This window comes from Arthrobacter sp. BF1, from assembly GCF_056680215.1.
Window position 1 is genome coordinate 2,749,506 of the sequence record NZ_CM155271.1, and the last position, 22,301, is coordinate 2,771,806.

General features: G+C 61.3%; 13 protein-coding genes. 5 read left to right on the top strand and 8 right to left on the bottom strand.

All coding sequences use genetic code 11. From position 1 onward, the window contains the following. Positions 1-26: 26 nt before the first annotated feature. From AC1MCD_RS12905 to AC1MCD_RS12915, 3 genes are all read left to right on the top strand, one after another. Positions 27-1,142: a glycosyltransferase family 4 protein gene (locus AC1MCD_RS12905; RefSeq protein ID WP_498672506.1), complete on the top strand. Its 1,116-nt coding sequence runs from the start codon at positions 27-29 to the stop codon at positions 1,140-1,142. A gap of 231 nt (positions 1,143-1,373) precedes the next feature. Then, positions 1,374-3,362 (top strand): DUF6541 family protein, encoded by a 1,989-nt coding sequence (locus tag AC1MCD_RS12910; protein WP_498672508.1) that lies wholly within the window; start codon positions 1,374-1,376, stop codon positions 3,360-3,362. A 230-nt stretch (positions 3,363-3,592) separates the two neighbouring features. Continuing rightward, on the top strand, positions 3,593-4,822 hold the full coding sequence (locus AC1MCD_RS12915; RefSeq protein ID WP_498672509.1) for a lipopolysaccharide biosynthesis protein: 1,230 nt from the start codon (positions 3,593-3,595) through the stop codon (positions 4,820-4,822). 118 nt (positions 4,823-4,940) lie between these two features. On the opposite strand, the gene AC1MCD_RS12920 is transcribed toward AC1MCD_RS12915, so the two are convergent. The 5 genes from AC1MCD_RS12920 to AC1MCD_RS12940 form a co-directional block, all read right to left on the bottom strand. Next, a complete protein-coding gene (locus AC1MCD_RS12920; RefSeq protein ID WP_498672511.1) occupies positions 4,941-5,666 on the bottom strand; it encodes an ABC transporter ATP-binding protein in 726 nt (241 codons plus the stop codon). Beyond that, the gene (locus tag AC1MCD_RS12925) at positions 5,667-6,548 is read right to left on the bottom strand and encodes an ABC transporter permease (protein WP_498672513.1); all 882 of its coding nucleotides are present in this window, start codon (positions 6,546-6,548) and stop codon (positions 5,667-5,669) included. Further along, positions 6,545-8,566, bottom strand: a complete 2,022-nt coding sequence (locus AC1MCD_RS12930) for a glycosyltransferase (RefSeq protein WP_498672515.1) — start codon at positions 8,564-8,566, stop codon at positions 6,545-6,547. The genes AC1MCD_RS12925 and AC1MCD_RS12930 overlap by 4 nt, the downstream gene beginning before the upstream one ends. Further along, on the bottom strand, positions 8,563-9,750 hold the full coding sequence (gene glf, locus AC1MCD_RS12935) for a UDP-galactopyranose mutase (RefSeq protein ID WP_498672516.1): 1,188 nt from the start codon (positions 9,748-9,750) through the stop codon (positions 8,563-8,565). Before glf ends, AC1MCD_RS12930 begins: the two co-directional genes overlap by 4 nt. Positions 9,751-9,880: 130 nt before the next feature. Next, positions 9,881-10,471 carry an acyltransferase gene (locus AC1MCD_RS12940; RefSeq protein WP_498672518.1) on the bottom strand — a complete coding sequence of 197 codons (591 nt, stop codon included), beginning with the start codon at positions 10,469-10,471 and terminating at the stop codon, positions 9,881-9,883. A gap of 197 nt (positions 10,472-10,668) precedes the next feature. Here AC1MCD_RS12940 and AC1MCD_RS12945 point away from each other — a divergent pair, with 197 nt between their 5' ends. Further along, positions 10,669-14,757, top strand: a complete 4,089-nt coding sequence (locus AC1MCD_RS12945) for an FtsK/SpoIIIE domain-containing protein (RefSeq protein WP_498672520.1) — start codon at positions 10,669-10,671, stop codon at positions 14,755-14,757. A gap of 79 nt (positions 14,758-14,836) precedes the next feature. Here the strand turns inward: AC1MCD_RS12945 and AC1MCD_RS12950 are convergent, their stop codons facing one another. Continuing rightward, positions 14,837-15,292 carry a hypothetical protein gene (locus tag AC1MCD_RS12950; RefSeq protein ID WP_498672522.1) on the bottom strand — a complete coding sequence of 152 codons (456 nt, stop codon included), beginning with the start codon at positions 15,290-15,292 and terminating at the stop codon, positions 14,837-14,839. Positions 15,293-15,523: 231 nt separating this feature from the next. Between AC1MCD_RS12950 and AC1MCD_RS12955 the strand changes: the two genes are divergently transcribed. After that, complete coding sequence (locus AC1MCD_RS12955) at positions 15,524-15,772, top strand: WhiB family transcriptional regulator (protein ID WP_003804966.1); 249 nt, start codon at positions 15,524-15,526, stop codon at positions 15,770-15,772. A 118-nt stretch (positions 15,773-15,890) separates the two neighbouring features. On the opposite strand, the gene AC1MCD_RS12960 is transcribed toward AC1MCD_RS12955, so the two are convergent. Both AC1MCD_RS12960 and AC1MCD_RS12965 read right to left on the bottom strand, forming a co-directional pair. Beyond that, on the bottom strand, positions 15,891-17,360 hold the full coding sequence (locus tag AC1MCD_RS12960) for a sensor histidine kinase (protein WP_498672524.1): 1,470 nt from the start codon (positions 17,358-17,360) through the stop codon (positions 15,891-15,893). Between the two features lie 28 nt (positions 17,361-17,388). Beyond that, on the bottom strand, positions 17,389-22,242 hold the full coding sequence (locus AC1MCD_RS12965; RefSeq protein WP_498672526.1) for an NAD-glutamate dehydrogenase: 4,854 nt from the start codon (positions 22,240-22,242) through the stop codon (positions 17,389-17,391). Positions 22,243-22,301: the final 59 nt, after the last annotated feature.

Here is a 22,301-nt window from a genome sequence, read left to right on the forward strand (position 1 = left end):
AAGATTGAAGATAGGTTAAAGCGTTCGTGAACCACGGTCAGCAACATATCGCCTTCGTCGTCAACAATTACCCTCCGAAAATCGGTGGACTGGAACAGCATGTGCAGCAACTGGCACACCACGTGGCCGAACTAGGTCATCGAGTGACAGTAATTGCGCTCGATAACTCACGGATAGGTGTGGATGTCGGCAAAGTAACGGTCCATCGCCTGCGCGGTAGTCGGACCATCGCAGGCGTATTCTCAGCGCCTTTCCCCGGAACCACCCAGTCTCTCCAGAGAGTTCTTAAAGACCAAGGGGTAACCTTGGTCTCAGTTCACACCAGGTTCTTTCCGATGTCGTTCGTGGGACTGAGGCTGGGTCGGTCGCTGAACGTACCGGTGGTCCATACTGAGCATGGCTCCGACCATGTCAAAGGCGTATCGCCTTTGGTGGGTTTTATCAGCAGGGTCGTCGACCGGACGATGGGACGTTACATTCTCCGTCGTGCCAATACTGTTCTCGCTATCTCGACAGGTGCGAAGGATTTCGTCCAGCGGCTCGCCGGGAGCCCGAGCCTGCTCTTTCACAATGCGATAGACACAAAGTCCTTTTGTGCGCCACTGTCGAGCAGCCACAGGCAGCGGTTGATCTTCCTGGGAAGGCTTGTGCCCGGCAAGGGATGGGATCAGACCCTAAAGGTTGCCGAGTCACTTTATAACGACTTCCCCGAGCTAGAGGTTCACTTTATCGGCGATGGAATAGAGCGCCAAAAGCTGCTCAAGTCATTGGAATCGTCACCTCTTGGCAGCCAAGCCGTGTTCCACGGTTACCTCAACGCGGCTGGTATCCGGGACGTGCTTTCAAATGGCATTCTGCTTAATCCGACCCTCCTGGCTGAAGGATTTCAGACAACTTTGTTGGAGGCCATAGCCTCTGGGGCTGCTGTGGTGAGCACCCCGGTGGCCGCTGCAACGTACCTGGCAGAGGAAGGTGCCGAGGTAAGACTCGTGCAGAGCCACGACGCCAATGCATGGTCGGCCGAAGTTCGAGATCTCCTGGAAGGCGGTTGGGATGCACCTTCGCCAGGCCTCATCGAAACCTTCGATTGGAAGAAGCGCGCAGAAGAATTCATTGGAATCGCTGAAGGGCTGATCGCCTAGGGCATGCCCGTTGCAGACTGGAAGCGGGCTGCCCCTCCAAGCCAATGCACGGGCAGACAGGTCTGGAGCCGCCGATCGGCGGCGAGGTGAGTCAAGCAATATTGGTCTCACTTGGGACGACCCGACCCCACAGTCATTGTCAAGTAGGATCTTAAAGGGGTGCCCGCCCAACATACATGGCGTCAGTCGAAGTTCCGGATGCCTGCATATTCATTTTTCGGAAGGTTTTCTGTGTCCTGGTGGTCAACACTCCCGCTGCTGATTGCTGCGTTGGCAATTCTGTTCGTCCCCGGAGTCCTGATCGGCTGGGCCAGCGGTCTCAGGGATTTCGGCCTGGTGGCGATAGCACCGGCCCTCACCGTCAGCGTTGTGGCCGTGGCCGGGATGGTGGCCCCCCTGCTAGGGCTCACCTGGTCCCTAGTCCCAGTCCTTGTGACTACCTTCGTCGTCGCGGTCGTGGCACTCGTCGTTGCCCTGGCCTTGAGCCGGCGTTCGCCCAAACAACACCCACCAGCAATAGGCTGGAAATTGCCGATAATTGAGTTGGCGGCCGTTCTTATTGGGGCCATCCTCATAGGTCGCCGCCTCATATTTGTCTTCGGCGAGCCTGAGGCGTTCTCCCAGACCTTCGACAATGTTTTCCATCTGAATGCCATTCGGTACATCCTCGATACAGGATCCGCCTCGTCCTTCAGCATTGCCGGGATGACCGGCGGAGCCGGGTTCTACCCCGCGGCCTGGCACGATCTGGTTTCCCTCCTGGTTGGCTTCACCTTGGCCCCGATCCCGGTCGGTGTTAATGTCATTAATCTCGTGGTGGGAGCCTTAGTCTGGCCCATCGGATGTATCTTTCTGGTTCAGCAAATTGTGGGAAGAAAAATGCTGGCCAGCTTGATGGCGGGAATTCTTTCGGCCGCATTCGGCGCCTTCCCTATTATGATGATGGACTTCGGCGTCCTCTATCCTTTGGCCCTGGGTATTAGCTTGCTGCCCATTGCCGTCGGCATTTCCCTGCAGGCCCTGGGCAAATCGAAGTCGAGTGCAGTTCCGAAACTGGTAAGCTGCCTGCTTTTGCTTGCCGTATTGCCCGGCCTCGCCCTGGCTCACACTAGCTGTGTCATGGCACTCGCGATAATCTCGGTCCCCGTTCTTTTGGGACTATGGTGGGAAAAAGTGCGACCGCGCTTGACCTCTTGGCGGAGCGAGTGGAAGTATCTCGGCCTGTCGATCTTCGGTTTGCTGCTTGGCGTTGTTGCCCTTATCACCGCGTGGGAATACGTTCGCCCGGCTGAGGTCGCTTCATTTTGGCCACCATTCCAAACCACGGGGCGCGCAATCGGCGAAGTTATCACAAGTTCTGCGATCGGGCGCCCGGTGTCATGGGCCATAGCGATTCTGGCGTTGGTTGGACTTGGCACCCTCGTGAAACGCCGCCGACACCTTTGGGTTGTTGGAATGTACGTCGTTATGGGCTGGCTTTACGTCGTTGCAAGTGCCATGCCGTTCGGAGACGGCCGGACGTTCATAACGGGCATTTGGTACAACGATCCGCCCAGGCTGGCGGCACTTCTGCCCGTGGCCATCCTCCCAGCAGCGGTCATCGGGGGGCGGCAAATTGCAGGCTTCGCGGCCTCGCGGGTTCGCACGGCCTTGGATGCTCTTCAAACCCGCCGACAGCGCATCGGCCCCGCGCCAACTCTCGCGGCCAGGCACGTCAACAACGCAGTAGCGGTTGTCCTGTTGGTCGGACTGGTCTGGGGTACCCAGCAAGCCAATCTCCGGGAAGCCCAGGCAGCGGCAGCCCCTGGGTATCGAATCACCGCTGATTCTCCGTTGATTTCCTCAGATGAACTGGCGCTCCTCAACCGATTGGATGACGAAGTTCCGGCCGACGCAATCTTGCTGGGAAACCCTTGGAATGGAAGCCCTTTGGCCTACGCTCTGGAGGGTCGGAAGACTCTGCAGCTGCACATCCTCAGCGCAGTACCGGCGGGCGGAGAAGCCCTTTATGAGCGATTGAAGGACGCGCGGTCAGATGCGAGCATTTGCCCTGTTGTACGCGACCTCCGGGCTGACTACGTCTTGGATTTCGGTCACAAGGAGGTCCATGCGGGCGACCACGGCTTCCGCGGATTGGACGATTTGGTTAGTTCGGGAGTGGGTAAGCTCATCGACCATCAGGGAGAGGCAAAGCTTTACAAAGTTACGGCCTGTAACTGAGAAGGCCATGTTCGAAGGCCCGTCAGTCGGCAGCTTTCCCCTACGACTCGGTCTCGATATTCAATCGTTCCTGCCGAGCATTAATATCACCCAGCGATGGACACACTTTGGCTGAGGGACCGCGTCCTGCCGGGCGGCGCTGAGCCTCTCCCTCGATCAAAGATCCCGACCGTTCTCAATCATCTACGATTCCGCTTCATGGCGGGCAACTGATAGAAGGACTAGCTCCGATGAAGCAGGTTTTTTCCGCACTACGGCGGTTGACGACCTTCGCTGCGACAGTTGGCGTCAGTACCCTGGTCGGCATCTTGGCCATTCCTATTGTCATCCGGATAGCTGGTACCGAAGCATGGGCGGTGCAGGCCGTATGCCAGTCCGTGGCCTCACTGTTTGCTGTCCTGGTCGGATTCGGATGGGGAACGACTGGCCCGTCAATGGTGGCCGGCACTCCGCCAGACAAGAGGTTCCAACTCTTCGCTGACTCAATAGCCAGCAGATTTTACTTGTTCGTGCTCGGTGCTCCGGCAATGGCGGCACTGATGGTCGTACTGCAACCGGATTATCTGAACCTCGTCGTTCTTGGTTCCTTTGCGTACCTGCTGCCGGCTGTCGGGGCTGCCTGGTATTTCATCGGTGAGTCCAAGCCCGGGAGACTGTTCTTTTGTGATGCCACACCACAATTGTTGGGCACCCTCGTTGGAATTGGCGGACTCTCGCTGACGGGACGCATCGAGGTGCTGGTTCTCTGCCAGTTGGTCTTCAACCTGACCGGCGTGATCGTCAGCGCGTTTGTGGTGCTGGGTAACGGCAAAGGCCTATTCCGCATCAACCTGGATCTCAAGCAATCTTTCAGCAGGCTCGCCCACCAACGGCACGGGGTGATCACCGCCGCCACCGGGAGTCTCTACGTCAACCTGCCGTTGATTGTGGTGAGTGCGTGGCTGCCGCTCCAACTGGATCTCTACGCCATGATTGATCGCATATTCAGGTATAGCGTCACTGCCTTTTCGCCGATACTGCAGTTTATCCAGGGCTGGATTCCGGAGGGTGGGAGCGAGGGGCTACGACACCGAATGAAGCGAGCCCTTCAGGCCGGAGTTATGTTCGGCGTGCTCGGAGGAGCAGCGATTCTCCTGCTCTCTCCCACTGTTTCGTCGTTGCTTTCTGATGGAAAGTTGAACATTCCGGCCTCGCTGAGCACACCGGTTGCCCTTTCTTTCTTTTCAGTTGCACTCTCACAGATTCTGGGTCTGGCCTGCCTCGTGGTCATCGGACGTGGGGCGGCTCTCGCAAAATCGACTGTACTCGGAGCGCTTGCCGGTGCTCCTCTGATCGTCATCGCCGCGCTCACTACGGATGTTATCGGCGTGGCATGGGCGGTGACTGCCTCTGAATTGGTTGTAACGACCTATCAGCTCGGTATCATCAGGCGCTTCCTAAAGGAACCGAAGCACAAATGACGTCCTTGCCGTCGTCGTAACATATTCAGGCAAGATGGCCTGCGCAGTTCGCCGACTATCACACGGCTATTACGCGGACAGACTCGGATTGATCCACATGCCGGCCCTGCTGTGGGCATCACGCCCGCAGCAGGGCCACCGCATCACTAATCGGTCCGTCGAACATAAGGTTTCCGTGCTCCAAAAGCACACCACGGGAGCAAATGCGCGAGACAAGGTCCAGGTCGTGGCTCACAACTACAAGTGTCTTACCGTTCTTCGCCAACTCTTGAATCTTGTCGATGCACTTACGCTGGAAGGGCTCGTCACCAACGGCCAGGATTTCGTCGATCAGGAAGACTTCGGGGTCCGTATGGACGGCAACCGAAAAAGCCAGCCTCAGGTACATGCCCGAGGAATAGAACTTCACCTCGGTGTCGATGAACTCGCCGATTTCTGAGAACTCAACAATATCGTCGAAACGGTCCTTGACCTGCTGTTCAGTCATGCCGAGGATGGCACCATTTAGAAATACATTGTCGCGGCCAGAAAGATCGGGGTGGAAACCAGCCCCGACCTCGATGAGCCCCGCGACCCGACCGCGGGTGCGCACAGTGCCGGAGTCGGGCAGCATGACACCCGAAATGTGCTTCAGCAAAGTGGATTTCCCAGAACCGTTAAGCCCCAAGAGGGCTACGGTCTCCCCTGTCTTAACTTCCAAAGAGACGTCCTTTAGGGCGTGGAACTTCTTGGACATATCGCCGCGTCGCCCCTTCGCCAGCCAGACGACCGCTTCTTTGATGGAACGGGTATGGCGAAGGACGAACTCCTTGCTTATGCCGGAGACTTCAATTGCGTTTGCCACTCACAGCTCCTGAGCAAAGCGGCCCTCAAGCCGCCGGAAAGTGAACTGTCCCAACACGAGCACCGCGAGGGAAACTACCAGCCCTACAGGCAACCAGAGGACGAACAAATTCGGCGGTATCGCCGACGAACCATCCGTCGTCGGGAACCAGAACGCATAGTGGAACAACTCGACGCCAATGGTGATCGGGTTCGCCTGATAGATCGTATATCCGACAGGGCCAAGTTTGTCGTGCACCATGGTCCATGCGTACATCACCGGAGACGCCCAAGTGGCAACCATAAGCAACATGTCAACAATGTTTTCGGAATCCCTGAAGTACACATTCACGGACCCGAACAGCAGGCCCAGCCCGGTAGCGAGCAGCGCCACCACGACGAATCCGCAGAGTGCAGTCAACAGCTGGAGGGCATCCGGACGCCAGCCGGCGAAGAGGCAGGCTGCAACAAGGACCACTAACTGTGGAAAGAAATGCACGGCCGATACCCAGACCGATGCCACGGGAAAAAGCTCACGCGGGAGGTAGATCTTCTTAATAAGATTGCCGTTGCTCACTATTGAGCGCGCCGCATTTCCCAGTGCTTCGGAAAAGAAGTTGATGAGAACTATTCCCGAAAACAGATATACGGCGTAATTCGCCAATCCGTCAGGATTCCTAGGGCTGCGTTCCAACCCGAGAAATACGCCCAAGGCCACGTAGAACACGATGAACTGAACTCCGGGCTTGACGTAGGACCAGAGCAGGCCCAGAGCAGACCCTCGGTAACGAATTTTGAGCTCCTTGCGTACCAACAGTTTCAGCAGGAAGCCCGATTGTCTGATGTCACGTAGTCCGCCGCTTACCCCCGGCGCAGTCAGTTCCGCGGCACTCGCTCCGCTCATTTGATCTCGTTCTGAGTGTGCTGCTCGAACGTCTTCCTCCAAGATTCAATCGACGTGAGATCATCCATAGCTGCCTTGTATTTCTTACTCAGGGCAGGCCAATCCTTCAGGAGCTCGGCGTGCAGTCGTGCGCTTTCCGCCAGCATCTTGCGAAGCTTTTTCGGGTCACGCCGATACCACGAGGCGCCCGTCCCCTCGGCATTGGAAACCACAGCGCTGTCGTACTGGGACATCCGCCACCAGCGATTATCCTGATGGGCAACCGTGGTCTGCGGACGTTCGGAACTCGACCCGCTGACCGGAGATGCCAACTGCCGGATGACGGTTTTTGCTGCCCAAGGAATGAGGGAAATTTTTGATGGTTGTGAGATTCCATGGCCGCGGCGAGGAGGCTTGTCCATCTTCGGGGCAGGGAATTCATCAGGGTCCGGCCGGAACACGGAATCAGAGTATCCTGACATCATTTCCCTGATCTGGGGCAGCTTAGTGGGAAGCAGGTCCCGGAGACCTTCCGGCCCCTTCAACGCGTCTTCGAGCGCCCAGCGCCGGCCGTGAGCAGTGGCATATTGCATCGAAACCAGGTGCTTAATATCTGCATACTGTGACTCCCGCGGTACCCGGCCACCGAATTCGTAGGGGCTGTGCAGCAGCCCAACGATGAAGCGGTTGCGGGCATGGAAGTAAGCCTGCCATCCGACCAGGTCATCCTTGTCAATCCACGACACGTGCCAGACTGCAGAACCAGGCAAGGAGACCGTTGGGTAGCCCTTCGCCTTAGCGCGCAGACCATATTCGGCATCATCCCACTTAATAAAGATGGGGAGAGATAGACCGATATCGCGAATGACCTTGGTGGGAATTAGGCACATCCACCATCCGTTGTAGTCCACATCACAGCGACGGTGGAGCCAGGAAGTCTGGCGGAGGTTCGAGGACATGAAGTCGTGCCCGAGGATCATCTCTTCGCTGGGCAGCGACGGCTGGAAGCGGTAGGGATTCACAGTTTCGCCGAAGGTATGCAGAACTGTGCGGTTGTACAGGTCAAACATATGCCCGCCGACAATTGTGGGTGTTTTGCAGCGGTCTGCGAATGTCAACAAGCGAGTGATGCTTTCGGGCTCGACCACGATATCGTCATCCATCAGGAGTACGTAGTCGCTGCCGTTCTCCACAGCCTCGAACATCCCCCGGGCAAAACCTCCCGAGCCACCAAGGTTCGACTGGTTGATAATGCGGAGCTTGCCGTGCAGGGAGGCCGCTACCTCCGCAAAGCCATCCGCGTCAGCGACCTTCTGGGATCCTTGGTCCACGATGAGGATTTCCTCGACGTGTTCCAGCGCTTCAGAGTTTTCGGCAAGGAGCCGCAGGTTGTTGAGGCAGAAGTCCGTCTTGTTAAGGGTGGTGATCTGCAGCGTCACTGAACCAGGCTGGCTTTCGGTGGCGGGCCCCTGCCATTCTGCCTCCAGCATGATGAGGGGCTCCGAACCGGCAACAAGGTCAAACCAGTACCAGCCGCCGTCGCCGAAGGGAGCGAGGGAAAGGTCGAAATGATTCTCAGAGACCCCCTCCACCCTGCGTGTGTCCACGCGCTGGAGCGAACCACGTGCGTTCGACTTATAAACGATTACTGAACCGGTTCCCTGGGTCCTGACATGCAGGCGCACTTTCTCCACGCTCGTCCACCTGCGCCAGTAGCTGGCGGGAAAGGCGTTGAAGTAGCTACCGAACGAGACACGCTCGCCGGATCGCACTGACGTGGAGAAGCGCGACAGGAAGTCCTCCACATGAGCTTCCTTCGTCGGGCTACTTATGGTCCGAGGCTTGCTCGCCTTATTGTCGCGATCCCCGACAGTGGGCAACTGAATTCCTGTGGCCGTCCCCATGTCCATGTACAGCGGCACGGTATCCATTTGACTGGAGTTGGGGAGAATCACGCGCTGGAGCGTGTCCCACCGAGCTTCGCCGTCGTTGGAGTGAGCGGTTTCGGTTCCAGTTGTGCTGTTAGTCGAGACACTCATGCGTCCACGCCTCCGCTTTCAATCTTGGCGCCACCCTCAAAATGCGGGCGGATTTTGTTGTCGAACATCGTCAGGGCAGAGCCGATGGCCATGTGCATGTCAAGGTACTTGTACGTGCCGAGGCGGCCCCCGAACAGGACATCCTTTTCGGCAGCGGCCAGGTCACGGTACTTAAGCAGTCGTTCCCGGTCAGCGGCGGTGTTGATCGGGTAGTAGGGCTCGTCACCCTTTTCGGCGGCGCGCGAGAATTCGCGCATGACGACGGTCTTTTCGGTCTGGTACTCGCGCTCAGGGTGGAAGTGGCGGGGTTCGATGATGCGCGTGTAGGCCACATCGGCGTCGTTGTAATTGACCACAGACGTTCCCTGAAAGTCGCCGACGTCGAGAATTTCTTCTTCGAAATCGATGGTCCGCCACGAAAGGTCGCCTTCGGCGAAGTCGAAGTAACGGTCAACCGGGCCGGTATAGATCACGGGGATGTTGCCAACAACTTTGTTTTTGCTGTACTCGTGCGACTCGTCGAAGAAGTCGGTGTTCAGCCGTACTTCTATGTTCGGGTGTTCCGCCATCTTTTCAATCCACGCCGTGTACCCGTTGGTCGGCAGGCCTTCGTACTTGTCGTTGAAGTACCGGTTGTCGTAGTTATAGCGCACCGGGAGGCGGGAGATGATGCCTGCGGGCAGGTCCTTGGGGTCGGTCTGCCACTGCTTGCCCGTGTAGTGCTTGATGAACGCCTCGTAGAGCGGACGGCCAATCAGCTGGATGCCCTTATCGTTCAGGTTCTGCGGATCGGTTCCGGCGAGCTCACCCGCCTGCTCCTGGATCAGCTCCTGCGCCTGGCCCGGCGTCAGGTTCGCTCGGAAGAACTGATTGATCGTAGCCAGGTTAATGGGCAGAGAGTAGACCTCACCCTTGTGAACGCCGTAGACCTTGTGAACGTAGTTCGTGAAGGTGGTGAAACGGTTCACGTACTCCCACACACGCTCGTTGGAAGTGTGGAACAAGTGTGCGCCATAGCGGTGCACTTCAATCCCCGTCTGCTCTTCCTTCTCGCTGTAGGCGTTTCCACCGATGTGGTGGCGGCGGTCGAGGACAACAACCTTCAAGCCGAGCTCGGTGGCGGCCTGTTCTGCGATTGTCAGGCCGAAAAAGCCAGACCCTACGATGACGAGGTCAGCGGTCACAAAATCTCCTGGTTCGAAAGCGGGCAGCGCAACGTTCGGCATTGCCTGCTGAACCAGACTACCCGAGACCCCATCGTGACCTACTAATCCGGCGAGTCAGCTCCCTCACCCAGCGGGCATCCAACCACCGTTAATCCCCTACCTCGCGGAGCCCGCCGTCGCTCTCCTCGTAGCGGCTACCCGTGTGCGGACACACCCACGATCCGTTGTCTTCACGCAGTGGTAGACCTGCTTTGCCCACCCAGCCGATGCGTTTGGCGGGGACGCCTGCCACCAGCGCGAAGTCGGGCACATCGCGTGTCACCACGGCGCCTGCGGCTATGGTTGCCCAAGAGCCGATGGTCACCGGGGCAATGCACACAGCGCGCGCGCCGATGGCGGCACCTTCCTTGATGGTGACGCCCACCTTGTCCCAATCGTCTTCTGTCTTAAGCGTCCCGTCCGCGTTGATCGCGCGTGGAAACACGTCATTCGTCAACACCACTGCGGGCCCAATGAAAACTCCCTCTCCCAGGACCGCCGGCTCGTAGACCAGGGCATAGTTCTGCACTTTGCAGTTGTTGCCCAACTGCACGCCGGGACCGATGTAGGCGCCCCGGCCAATGATGCAGTTCTCCCCCAGTACGGCTCCCTCCCGGACTTGCGCCAGGTGCCAGACTTTTGACCCCTGACCGACGTCCGAGTCTGGTGAAACATCGGCGCTTGCTTCCACTGAAATCATGGGGATCGCTCCTTCTGCCGGGGCGGCTCGGCTTAGGCGTGAGGCGTAGTGCCACTGATCCTAACCGAGACCTGCCGGCTGTGGACAGGCTCCGATCATGAGGCATATTCCTTTATCCACATACGACAAATCACGCCGGGACACCTGCCGGTCTGATGGCTAGCTTGGAAGCAAGCTGACTGTTAGGACTTTTTATCATGCCGCTTCACTGCACACTCGTTCGGGGCCCGTGCGCAACCCTGCAGGAACCACCCGTAGAGCTGACCATCGATGGTCCGGAAGGTGCCGCCGGCACCGACCTGCAGCAGGAGTTGGCCGCCAGGTTTGCTGCCGGAAGGGTTTCCGTCGACGGGTACGACGTGAATTCCCTCACTCTCGGGCAGCCTCCCTTGGTCCACGGGGCTATCCTCGTCGATTCCGCGAACGCTACTGCCCGCCGATCCAGGGTACGTACGCCGGAAACGCCCGCCTCGCTGGCACTTGCCGTGCACAGCGGCGCCGGGGCCGGCCTCGTGGTCCCCCTGCGACGAGGTACCTACACCATTGGCCGCAGCAACGCCGATGTAAGCATCCCCGACCCCGGCCTTTCGCGCTCACACGCGCAACTGGTGGTCACCGAAACCGCCATCACGCTGGCAGACCTGGACAGCGCCAACGGCACTGAAGTGGACGGCGAGCGCCGGCGGAACGCCGTCGTCACGACCAACTCAACGATCCGGTGCGGCAACTCGACCATGTCACTGGTATTCCTGGAGGAGCCGGACAACCAACTGGATCAAGCAGGCACTGATGTCCATGAACCGTTAGTCGTCAGGCGGCGCGACGATCCCTCGAACCGCGCGGTGCTTCTCCTGACAGCAGTTCTCCCGGTGATCATGGGCGTGGGCCTTGCCGTCATCACGGGAATGTGGATGTTTCTGGCCTTCACCGCGGTGTCAGCGATCTCCATCCTTGTTCCCATAATCGGCGGCCGTCGGCAGCGGCGCGAACTGGCCGCGGGTGTGCGGGACGCCGTCGCCATGGATAAGGAACGACGACGACGGGCCGCTCCGCCGCTGTCCACGCTTACGCTGAGCGTTACCTCAGAAAGGAACACGACTATACGCGTCGATGGGAATGGCATCTGGCTGCGGATGGGACAGGCAATCCGGCCGGCAAACCTCCAGTTCGAACCGCCCGATCCGGGCCGGGCAGTGCCCTCGGCCGGCATGCTGCCGGTGACACTCGATCCCGCACGGCCTATCACCATCGTTCGCGGGCCGCATGACGCGACGGAGGGATTGGTGCGTTCATTCCTGATGCAATTCGCCGGTTACCCGCTAGGCGCGGGAAGCATTGTGGTGGTCCACGGAGAAGCAGACCGACTACCTCTCGCCGCCCGTTTTCTGAAAGACGTCACGCTGTCCAGCCGCCCGGGCGCGGTCCATCAGCTGCTGAAGCGAGGCTTCAGGCCTTCACACGGGCATGGCGTGCTGATCCTTTTGGACGGCAAAGAGAACACGCCGATCATCGAAAGGGCTCTCGAACATGATTGGCAGGTGCTCCACTTCTTCAACGAAGGCGACGCCCCGCTCGCTGCGGACGTCGAACTCGATAATCGCAGCTCCGTGTTCAGTACAGGAACCGAAAGCATCCGGTTCCTGCCGGATCTGGCGCCCGCATACGTCTTCGAGGGGTTTTGCCGCCGTCAGGCAAGGGATGCCTGCAAGCGCGCCCCTGCCAACGGAGTCATCCCCCTGTCTTGCCGGCTCACGGATATACTCCCGGCATCCACACCCGACTTAGCCAGACGGTGGAAAACAAGCAGCAGCCGGCCCGGATTGGCCGTTCCCGTGGGGTTAAGTTCGGGCGGCGCGCAGACGCTGGACCTCCAGGCCGACGGGCCGCATTTATTGGTTGCCGGGACCACGGGCTCGGGAAAGTCTGAGCTCCTCCGTAGCCTGACCATTGCTTTGGCGCACAGCTACCCGCCGGACCGCATCAACTTCCTTTTTGTGGACTTCAAAGGAGGCTCAGGTTTGGGTCCCTTGACGGGGCTTCCGCACTGTGTAGGGATGCTTACCGACCTGAGCAGCTACGAATTGGAGAGGTACCTGCAGTCGCTCCGCGCTGAAATAAGATTCCGTGAAGAAGTCCTGGCAGCAGTGCAGACACCCGACCTGGCGTCCTACCGGGCGACTCCGGCGGGCCTCGCGTCCCCGCTCCCCCACCTTGTGATTGTCATCGACGAATTCCGCATGCTCGTGGAAGACGCCCCGGAAGCACTCCGTGAACTCATGAGGATCGCCGCCATCGGCCGTTCGCTCGGGATACACCTCATCATGGCCACGCAAAGGCCCCAAGGCGCTCTGACGGCGGACATCCGCGCAAACGTGACCACCAGCATCGCGTTGCGCGTCCAATCCGAAATGGAGTCAATGGACATCATTAATTCGAAAGCCGCCGCCGGGATCAGCATAGACACGCCGGGCCGCGCCTACCTGGTGCGTGGCACCGAAGCACCGGTGGAGTTCCAGACCGCTTCACTGACTGGCGGGCCTGTCACGTCCGAACCGACCAGCCTCTCCGTACACCTCGCGTCGGACTTCATCGACGCACCGCCGGCTATGGGTGAACCCGCATCCGGAGGCACTGAACCGACGCCGGCACAAGCGACCTCACCGTTGATTAGTTCCATGTCCGAGTTGTGGGAGGCCATGAACGGCGTTCCAGTCCGGAAGCCGGTTGCTCCCCCGCTCCCTTGTGTCCTGCCCGTACCGTCCGCCAGTCCAGCCCGCTGTCCCGACAAGGCAACTGGCGGCACTAACGATGACGCCAAGGAGGATCAGAACGTGACGGTGAGTGACTTCGCGGTGCTGGATGGCGAGAGTTGGTCCGTCAGGCTCGGGTTGATGGACCTGCCCTCGGAACAGAGGACGGCACCGCTCATCTGGGATCCTTCGGCGCATGGACACGTGGGGTTTGTGGGGGGACCGGAATCCGGCGCAGGTGACGGGATGCGGCTGGCAGTCCTACGTCTCGCCTCCCACAGGCACGAATCGCACTTGTACATCCTGGATCCGGACAGCTCGTTCGTGGGGTTGTCCTCGCACGGTCGGGTGGGTGCCAGAGCCGGGCTGCACGAGCTTCGCCGCGCCGTCCGCATTCTGGAGCGGCTCGCACGGGAGCAAGCGCGCCGGCTAGCCGATCCCACGGCCGGCACCACGCCCCTCACACTCGTAGTCGCCGGTTGGGGTTCCTGGGCGTCAGCCTTTCGTTCCGGACCGCTCGCCTGGGCGGAGGACCTGGTGCACGACCTGATCCGCGATGGTGGCAGGGCCGGCATCACGGTGATCATCTCCGGACAGCGGGAACTCGTCACGGCCAGGTTCTTCGCCGCCATTCCCAACCGTGTCTACTTCCCTATGGGGTCGAGCGAGGAGAGCCGGATTGCCTGGCCGAAACTGCCTCCGACCGCATCGGTGGCCGGGCGGGGCGTGGCCATTGGTGCACTATCCGCCGGGAAGACAACGGTCTGCCAGTTCTACACTGCCAGAGCGGAGACGGATGGGAGGCTGTCGGACCAGGCGCAGAGAACTGCCCCGGCCAACCGGCCCTTCCGCGTTGAGCCACTGCCTTCCATGGTCACGGCGTCCAAGATCTTCGGTAAGACGGAGATACCAGGCCTGGACGGCACGTCTGGCCGCGCGCCGGACGGGGCAGCCGCCAACACCGGACAAGACCCCGGCCTGTTCCTGGTTGGCGTGGGCGGCGATGAACTCGAACCGGTCTCCGTCCGCGTACCAAGAGGTGCAGTGCTGGCGGTGTTGGGCGGCCCGTCGTCGGGGAAGTCATCTTTTCTCCGATTGCTGACGCGCAGCACACCCGATGCTGGACCCTGGCTCCAGCCCGAACCGCAAACCGACCCCTCGGCCTACTGGTCCGAAGTCCTGAAACGGGCATCAGCCGGCAGTCTCGCCAAGGGGGCCGTGGCCTTGGTGGACGATGCAGACCTCTTGCCGTACGAAGCAAACCGCCAAATCGTCGAACTCAATGCCCTCGGAACCACCGTTGTCATGACTGCCGGCTACAGTCCCGCGCTGCCCCAGCGGGTTCCACTCGCGCTCCACGCGCGCAATCTTGGCACTGGCGTACTGATCGCGCCCAGGACGTACTTGGACGGCGATCTTTTCGGGGTGCGGTTTGAGGCCGAACCGAGTCCTCCGCCGGGGCGGAGTGTCGTCATCCAGAACGGCCGCGCTTTGGCCGTCCAGCTCTGCTGGGTACCACCGGACGATTCGCTGTGATGGGCTGGCCGCCTCACGGTCCCCACCACAAGGGGCAAAGGCATGCAGTCCCGCGACAGGTGAGAGTGTCCCTCCAGCTTTACAGCGCCGGGGGCAGCCCGCCGGTCCGGGAGGCGTAGCTGATAACGCGCTTATCAAAGAGAAGCACCAGCGCGGTCAAAGCCGGAAGCACCATAGCCAGACCGGCCAGCACCACGCCGGCCGTGAGCGTGGGAAAGCCGATGGTCAGGACAAACAGTTGGGCCACCAGCGCGGCCGCCCTGGTCCACCGGCGCCCCCGGAAGAGGAAGTGCCCTACTGAATAGAGCCAGGCCGAGAACGCCAGCAACAGGCCCAAGGTAAAGACAGCCCCCCAGAACGAAAGCACAGGCGCTCCGGTCACCAGCTCGTAGCCGTACCAGCCTGCGGCTACCAAAAGGGCTGTGGCTTCAGCCGCGACAATCAACGCGATCACCAGGATTCCGCGCGGCCGCTCCTGCGTCCCGCGGTCAGGTTCGGGCAGCGGATCTGAGGGGTTTTGGGGGGCTCTTGACACACTGGCACCCTACCGGACATAGTCGGACAGTGGTGGGGGTCGGCAACACGGATGTGATGTATCGCTCAGGAATCCGGGGATTTCAAGCTGTATTACCCCTTGTTTACACAGCGTTAACATGACAATCTTGATGAAGAAGACCGATGGGGCCCCGCAGGGCCCTTTTCCTTTGTAGCCCCTAGTGAATAATTTCACAAACGGCTTATCCCAGAATTGGAGCAACTGATCAGCATGGATTGGCGTAACCGCGCGGCGTGCCTCGACAAGGACCCGGAACTGTTTTTCCCCGTTGGAAATACAGGGCCCGCTCTCCTCCAGATCGAGGAAGCAAAAAGCGTCTGCCGCCGCTGCCCGGTTGTTGACACCTGCCTCCAGTGGGCCCTCGAGTCCGGCCAGGACGCCGGCGTCTGGGGCGGCATGAGCGAAGACGAGCGCCGCGCCCTCAAGCGCCGCGCCGCCCGGGCCCGCCGCGCTTCCTAAGCACAAATCCCACCGGCGCTTATGCGAGGGCGCCAGCACAAAACCGCACCAAATCGTTTGCACAAAGCGATGGCCGCGACCCCATCCGGGTCGCGGCCATCGCCGTTAAGTCACTCGGTTACCTTGGAGCCAGGCTCAGGCGGATCTGGACGGCCGTCCCGCCGCCCTCGCGGGGCTGCCACTGGATGCTGCCGCCCAGCTCACTGGTGACAAGCGTCCGGACAATCTGCAGCCCAAGCCCCTCAACGTGCGGCGTATCCGGCAGCCCCACGCCGTCGTCGGCAATGGTCACCGTCAGCAGCTCCTCACCGTCTTCCTCCTCGGAACGGTCCGCGATGAGCCACACGGTCCCGGTGCGTCCCTCCAGCCCATGCTCGACGGCGTTGGTCACCAACTCGTTGATCACCAGTGCCAGCGGGGTGGCGAAGTCACTTGGCAGTTCGCCGAAGAGCCCGGATCGTTCGGTCTTGACCTGTTGGGAGGGTGACGCGACTTCAGCCGACAGCCTGAACTGGCGGCCAATAAGTTCGTCAAAGTCCACACTCTGCGCCAGACCCTGGGACAGGGTCTCATGAACCAGGGCGATGGTGGCCACCCGCCGCATCGCCTGCTCCAGCCCCTGTTTGGCCTCGTCACTGACCATCCGGCGGGACTGCATCCGCAGTAGGGCAGCGACAGTCTGCAGGTTGTTCTTCACGCGGTGGTGGATCTCGCGGATGGTGGCATCCTTGGTGACGAGCTCCATCTCCCGGCGGCGGAGTTCCGAAACGTCCCGGCACAGCACCAGCGCACCAAAGCGCTGCTGCTCATCACGCAGCGGAATGGCGCGCAGGGACAGGCTCACGCCGCGGGATTCAATCTCACTGCGCCACGGCATCCGGCCAGTGACCACCAGCGGCAGCGTCTCATCCACCAAGCGCCTATCCTTCAGCAGGCCTGCCGTCACTTCGGCCAGCGATCTGCCTTCCAGCGACTCGCCGTCGCCGAGCCGCCGGAATGCAGACACGCCGTTGGGGCTTGCGTACTGCACAATCCCCTCGGCATCAAGCCTGATGAGCCCGTCCCCCACACGCGGAGCACCGCGGCGCGAGCCCGTGGGTGACGCGAAGTCCGGCCACAGCCCCAGCGTTCCCATGCGGAGAAGATCGTAGGCGCACTGCCGGTACGTAAGCTCCAGGCGGGAAGGCATCCGGGAACTGGACAGGTCCATGTGAGTGGTCACCACAGCCAGGGTCCGGCCATTGCGGACCATCGGCACAGCCTCCACCCGCAGCGCCATGTCCGAGCTCCAGTTAGTCTCGCTGGACCGTTCGATGGCCCGGCTTGCCCAGGCCTTGTCCACCAGCGGCTGCAGGTCGGCCCGGATGGGTTCCCCCACAAAGTCACCGTGGAAGACCGTATGCGTGGTGGACGGCCGCACGTGGGCGAGCGCAACATACCCGTGGTCTGGGTGCGGGAACCACAACGCCAGGTCCGCGAACGCCAGGTCCGCAACCATCTGCCAGTCCCCCACCAGGAGGTGCAGCCACTCGGCATCGCCCGGCCCGAAATCAGCATGTTCCCTGATAGGGTCCGTAAAGATTGCCACTGCACCTCCAGTTGCGACGCCAGGATCCCTAGCGTCGGACGATTGACCTCAAGAGCCTCAATGCTACCGACAGTGAGGCCATGTCGTCGGCCTCAAGCGCGTTGACCTCATCGAACATGCTCTTCGCCCTGCCCAGTTGCTCGGTATTCTGGCCTTCCCAATCCTTCAGCCGGTTCTCAGCGGAGTCCTCGGACCCCGTCGACTCAAGCACCGCCGTCGTCATGTCAGTAACTGTGGAATACAGGTCATCGCGCAGCGCTGCCCGCGCCAACGCCTGCCAGCGGTCCTGGCGCGGCAGCTTGGTGATCCGTTCCAGGAGCGCGTCGGCGTGGAACCGGTTGAACACCGTGTAATAAACCGACGCGATCTCCTCCACCGGTTCTCTGCGGGCGTGCACGATCTTGGCGATGTCCAGCAAAACGAAGCTCTCGAACAGTTCAGCCCACCGCACCGCGAGGTCTTCCGGAAGTTCCCACCCGCGCGCCTTTTCCAGCCAGCCGGACACCCGCTCGCGGTCATCGCCGCGCAGGTAGTCCAGCAACCGGCCCCGCATCGGATCCAGAAGCGGCTTGAACTCGGCGACGGTCTCCGCGATGGGACGCGAACTGTCGCCCTGGGCCAGCAGCCACCGGACCGCCCGGTCCAGGATGCGGCGGATGTCCAGGTGAACGGCGCTCCAGTGTTCGGTGGGGAACGACGCCGGGAGGCTGTTCAGCTCATCCACCATGAGGTTCAGTTCGAAAACTTCACGGAGGGCCACGAACGCCTTGGCCACGGCGACTTCCGTCGCCGAGGTTTCCTCCATGGTCCGGAACGCGAAAGTGATGCCACCCATGTTGATCATGTCGTTGGCCACCACCGTGGCGATGATCTCGCGCCGCAGCGGATGGGTGTCCAGCTCAGCGTCGAACCGTTCCCGCAGTTGCGCCGGGAAATACGCGCGCAGCGTGGCGCGGAACCACGGATCATCGGCCAGGTTGCTGTCGCGCAGCGCCGAAGCAAGCTCGATTTTCGCGTAGGCCGCCAGCACCGAAAGCTCCGGCGATGTCAGCCCCTGGCCCTGGCTCAGCCGCTCGCGCAGGGTTTCCGTACTCGGCAGGGCTTCGAGATCGCGCTTCAGGTCCGCGGACTTCTCCAGCCAGTCCATCAGTCGCTCATAACTCGGGCTCCACTCGGCCACCCGCTGCCGGTCGTTCAGGAGCAGGATATTCTGATCCACATTGTCCTCAAGGACCAGCCGCCCCACCTCATCGGTCATGGACGCGAGGAAGCCTGCGCGTTCCTCCGCCGACAATTTGCCCGCAGCCACCATCCGGTCCACGAAGATCTTGATATTGACCTCATGATCCGAGCAGTCCACGCCGGCAGAGTTATCGATCGCATCCGTGTTCAGGATGACGCCCTGCAGTGCCGCCTCGATGCGGCCGCGCTGCGTCATGCCCAGGTTGCCGCCCTCGCCCACCACCTTGACCCGCAGGTCCTTGCCGTCCACGCGGATGGCATCATTGGCTTTGTCCCCCACCGAAGCGTTGGTCTCGGTGCTTGCCTTCACGTAGGTCCCGATTCCACCGTTGTAGAGCAGGTCGGCGGGTGCCAGCAGGATGGCCCGGAGGAGGTCCGGCGGGCTCATTTCGGTGGTCCCCTCGGGCAGGCCGATAGCGGCCCGGACCTGCGGCGACACCGGGATGGACTTTGCCTGGCGGGGATAAACGCCGCCGCCTTCGCTGATGAGTGACTTGTTGTAGTCGTCCCAGGAGGAGCGGGGCAACTCAAAGAGCCGTTGCCGTTCCACAAACGAGGCTTCAGCGTCCGGCGCCGGGTCCAGGAAAATGTGCCTGTGGTCGAACGCTGCAAGCAGCCGGATGTGCCGGGACAGCAGCATGCCGTTGCCGAACACGTCACCGGACATGTCACCCACGCCCACCACGCTGAAATCCTGGGTCTGGGTGTCCACGTCCAGCTCGCTGAAGTGGCGTTTGACCGACTCCCACGCCCCACGGGCGGTGATGCCCATGGCCTTGTGGTCATACCCCACCGAGCCGCCGGAGGCGAACGCGTCTCCAAGCCAGAAGCCGTACTCCGCGGCCAGCCCGTTGGCGATGTCCGAGAATGTGGCCGTCCCCTTGTCCGCCGCCACCACAAGGTAGGAATCGTCGTCGTCGTGCCTGACGACGTCCGACGGCGGCACTACAGTTTCCGCCCCGCCTTCGGCCACGAGGTTGTCCGTGAGGTCCAGCAGGCCACGAATGAACGTCTTGTAGCTTTCCATGCCCTCGGCCAGCCAGGCTGCCCGGTCCGCCGTGGGGTCCGGGAGCCGCTTGGCAAAGAAGCCGCCCTTGGCTCCGGTGGGGACAATCACCGCATTCTTGACGGTCTGCGCCTTGACCAGGCCCAGGATTTCCGTCCGGAAGTCCTCACGGCGGTCGGACCAGCGCAGGCCGCCGCGGGCCACCTTGCCAAAGCGCAGGTGCACGCCTTCGACCCGCGGGGAATAGACCCAGATTTCAAACATCGGCCGCGGAAACGGCAGCCCCTCAATCATGGCGGGGTCAAGCTTGAAGCTCAGGTGCGGCTTGTACTGGTAGTAGTTGGTGCGGAGCGTCGCCTCGATCAGGTTGGCGAAGGTGCGCAGGACACGGTCGGCGTCGAGAGTTGCCACCTCCTCGATGGCAGCCGAAAGTTGCGCACGGACCTTTGCCTGGGCAGCGGGCCGTTCGTCCCCGCCCAGCGCCGGATCGAACCGGGCCGCGAAAAGCTGCGTCAGGGCCTTGGTAACGTCAGGGTTCGCCAGCAGGGTGTCCGCCACAAAGCCCGTCGAGTTGGTGTTTCCCATCTGCCTCAAGTACCGCGCGTAAGACCTCAGAACCGTGATCTGGCGCCAATGGATGCCCTCGCGCAGCACCAGCCGGTCAAGGCTGTCAGACTCGACCGCTCCGGAGACGGCAGCCCCGAACGAGTCCGCCAGCAGTTCGCCGGTGGCGATGGGATCGACTCCCGCAGGGTACTTCAGCCCGAGGTCATACAGGAAGAAGTCGCGACCGTCAGCTGTCTCGATTTCGAAGGGCCGCTCGTCGAGCACCTCGAGTCCCAGGTTATGGAAGTAGGGCAGGATCTGGCTCAGGCTCTTGGGCTCGAGCATGTACAGCTTGACGCGGGCGTCCTCTTCCAGGTCTTCCCCGGCCCCCTTGGGCAGGTAGACGTGGACGCCCGGACGTTCCTGCCGGGTACCGGCCACGCGCTCCGCTTCAGCGCCGTATTTCTCGAACCTGGCGATGTCCTCCAGGGCATCCTCAACCTCGTAATCCACGCGGTAGCCGGCGGGGAAGGCCTCGGACCAGATGCCGGCGAGCTCCTTTGACTGCTGGCCGGCCCCGCCGCTGCGCAGCACTTCGGCGACGCCTTCGCTCCAGGAGCGGGCCGCACGGACCAGCCGGCGTTCGAGCTCTTCGGCGTTGACATGGCTGACGTCGGCGTCCTTGGGCAGGCGGATCCGGTAAAAGAGCCGGGCGAGGGCGGACTCGGTCATCCTGGCCTCGTAGTCGATACTCTCCGCCTTGAACGTGGAGCGAAGTTCCTGCTCGATGCGGAGCCGGACATTGGTGGTGTACCGGTCACGCGGCAGGTAGATCACCGCGGACATAAACCGGCCGTAAATATCCGGGCGGAGGAACAGCCTGGTCCGCCGCCGCTCCTGCAGCCTCTGGATGCCGGCCGCGGTCGCCGCCAGGTCCTCCACTTCGATCTGGAACAGCTCATCGCGCGGGTACGTCTCCAGGATGCCCAGTAGATCCTTGCCGGAATGCGAATCCGGCGGGAACCCGGCGCTGCCCAGGACCGCATCCACCTTCTCCCGCACAATGGGGATTTCGCGCACCGACCCTGCATAGGCGCTGGTGGCAAACAGGCCGATGAAGCGGCGCTCGCCGTTGACGTTGCCCGCGGCGTCAAAGCTCTTGACGCCGATGTAGTCCAGATACGCGGGACGGTGGACAGTGGACCTGGAGTTGGCTTTGGTGATGACCAGTGCACGCTTTTCGCGCGCCTTTTTCCGGCCGGCATCGGTCAGGTGCTGCAGATGCGGGGCCCCTGCCTTTTCACGAAGCAGGCCCAGTCCGCTGTCCTCCCGCAGCTCCAGTACGTCCTCGCCGTCGATGTTGAGGAGGTCGTACTCGCGGTATCCCAGGAACGTGAAGTTGCCGTCGTCGAGCCAGCGCAGCAGGTCCTTCGCCTGCCGCAGCTCGGCGATCTGAGCCGGATTCGCCACCTGGTCCAGGCTTGCCGCAATCTGCATGGCCTTGTTCCGCATCTTGGGCCAGTCTTCGACGGCAGCCCGGACGTCTGCCAGGACGCGGTCCAGGCCCTCGAGCAGCGACGCCTGGGTTTCGTCCGAAACGCGGTTGATCTCAACAGCGATCCAGGACTCCATGTGCGACGCATTCTCGCCTTGGGCGATGAGGTGGGACATCAGAGGCATGGCGGCGGTATCACCGCTGGAGATCCCGATGTGGGAGGGTACCCGGTCCACCTTGACCAGCTCCCCCGTTTCCCTGTTCCGGGTAACAACAAAGAGCGGGTGCAGCACGAGACGGATTGCTGCCTTCTGGCGGACGAGTTCGGCATTGACCGAGTCCACGAGGAAGGGCATGTCGTCCGTGACAACGTAAACGACGCTGCTGTCTTCCTCATTGACGATGGCAACGTTCGCCTGGCCAGGGCGCCGGCTGGCAGCTACGTTCCGGTGGGTGGCCGCGCGGCTTGCCAGCACGTCCTGGGAGTAGCTCCGGGCATCCTCGTCAGCCAGATGTTGGTAATAGTCCCCCAGGAACCCCTCCTGGTCTCCAATTGCTACGGACTGATCCTCCACGCTGGATCCAGACGACATCGACAAACGCCTCCATCACAAAAATTTGACGCTGCACCGTTGCAGCTCCTACGGCGAGC

Bases quoted from the DNA above. Each gene is read 5' to 3' on its own strand.
- AC1MCD_RS12930 (WP_498672515.1), bottom strand. From the start codon at position 8,566: ATGAGTGTCTCGACTAACAGCACAACTGGAACCGAAACCGCTCACTCC.
- AC1MCD_RS12940 (WP_498672518.1), bottom strand. From the start codon at position 10,471: ATGATTTCAGTGGAAGCAAGCGCCGATGTTTCACCAGACTCGGACGTC.
- AC1MCD_RS12945 (WP_498672520.1), top strand. From the start codon at position 10,669: ATGCCGCTTCACTGCACACTCGTTCGGGGCCCGTGCGCAACCCTGCAG.
- AC1MCD_RS12925 (WP_498672513.1), bottom strand. From the start codon at position 6,548: ATGAGCGGAGCGAGTGCCGCGGAACTGACTGCGCCGGGGGTAAGCGGC.
- AC1MCD_RS12915 (WP_498672509.1), top strand. From the start codon at position 3,593: ATGAAGCAGGTTTTTTCCGCACTACGGCGGTTGACGACCTTCGCTGCG.
- AC1MCD_RS12965 (WP_498672526.1), bottom strand. From the start codon at position 22,242: ATGTCGTCTGGATCCAGCGTGGAGGATCAGTCCGTAGCAATTGGAGAC.
- AC1MCD_RS12955 (WP_003804966.1), top strand. From the start codon at position 15,524: ATGGATTGGCGTAACCGCGCGGCGTGCCTCGACAAGGACCCGGAACTG.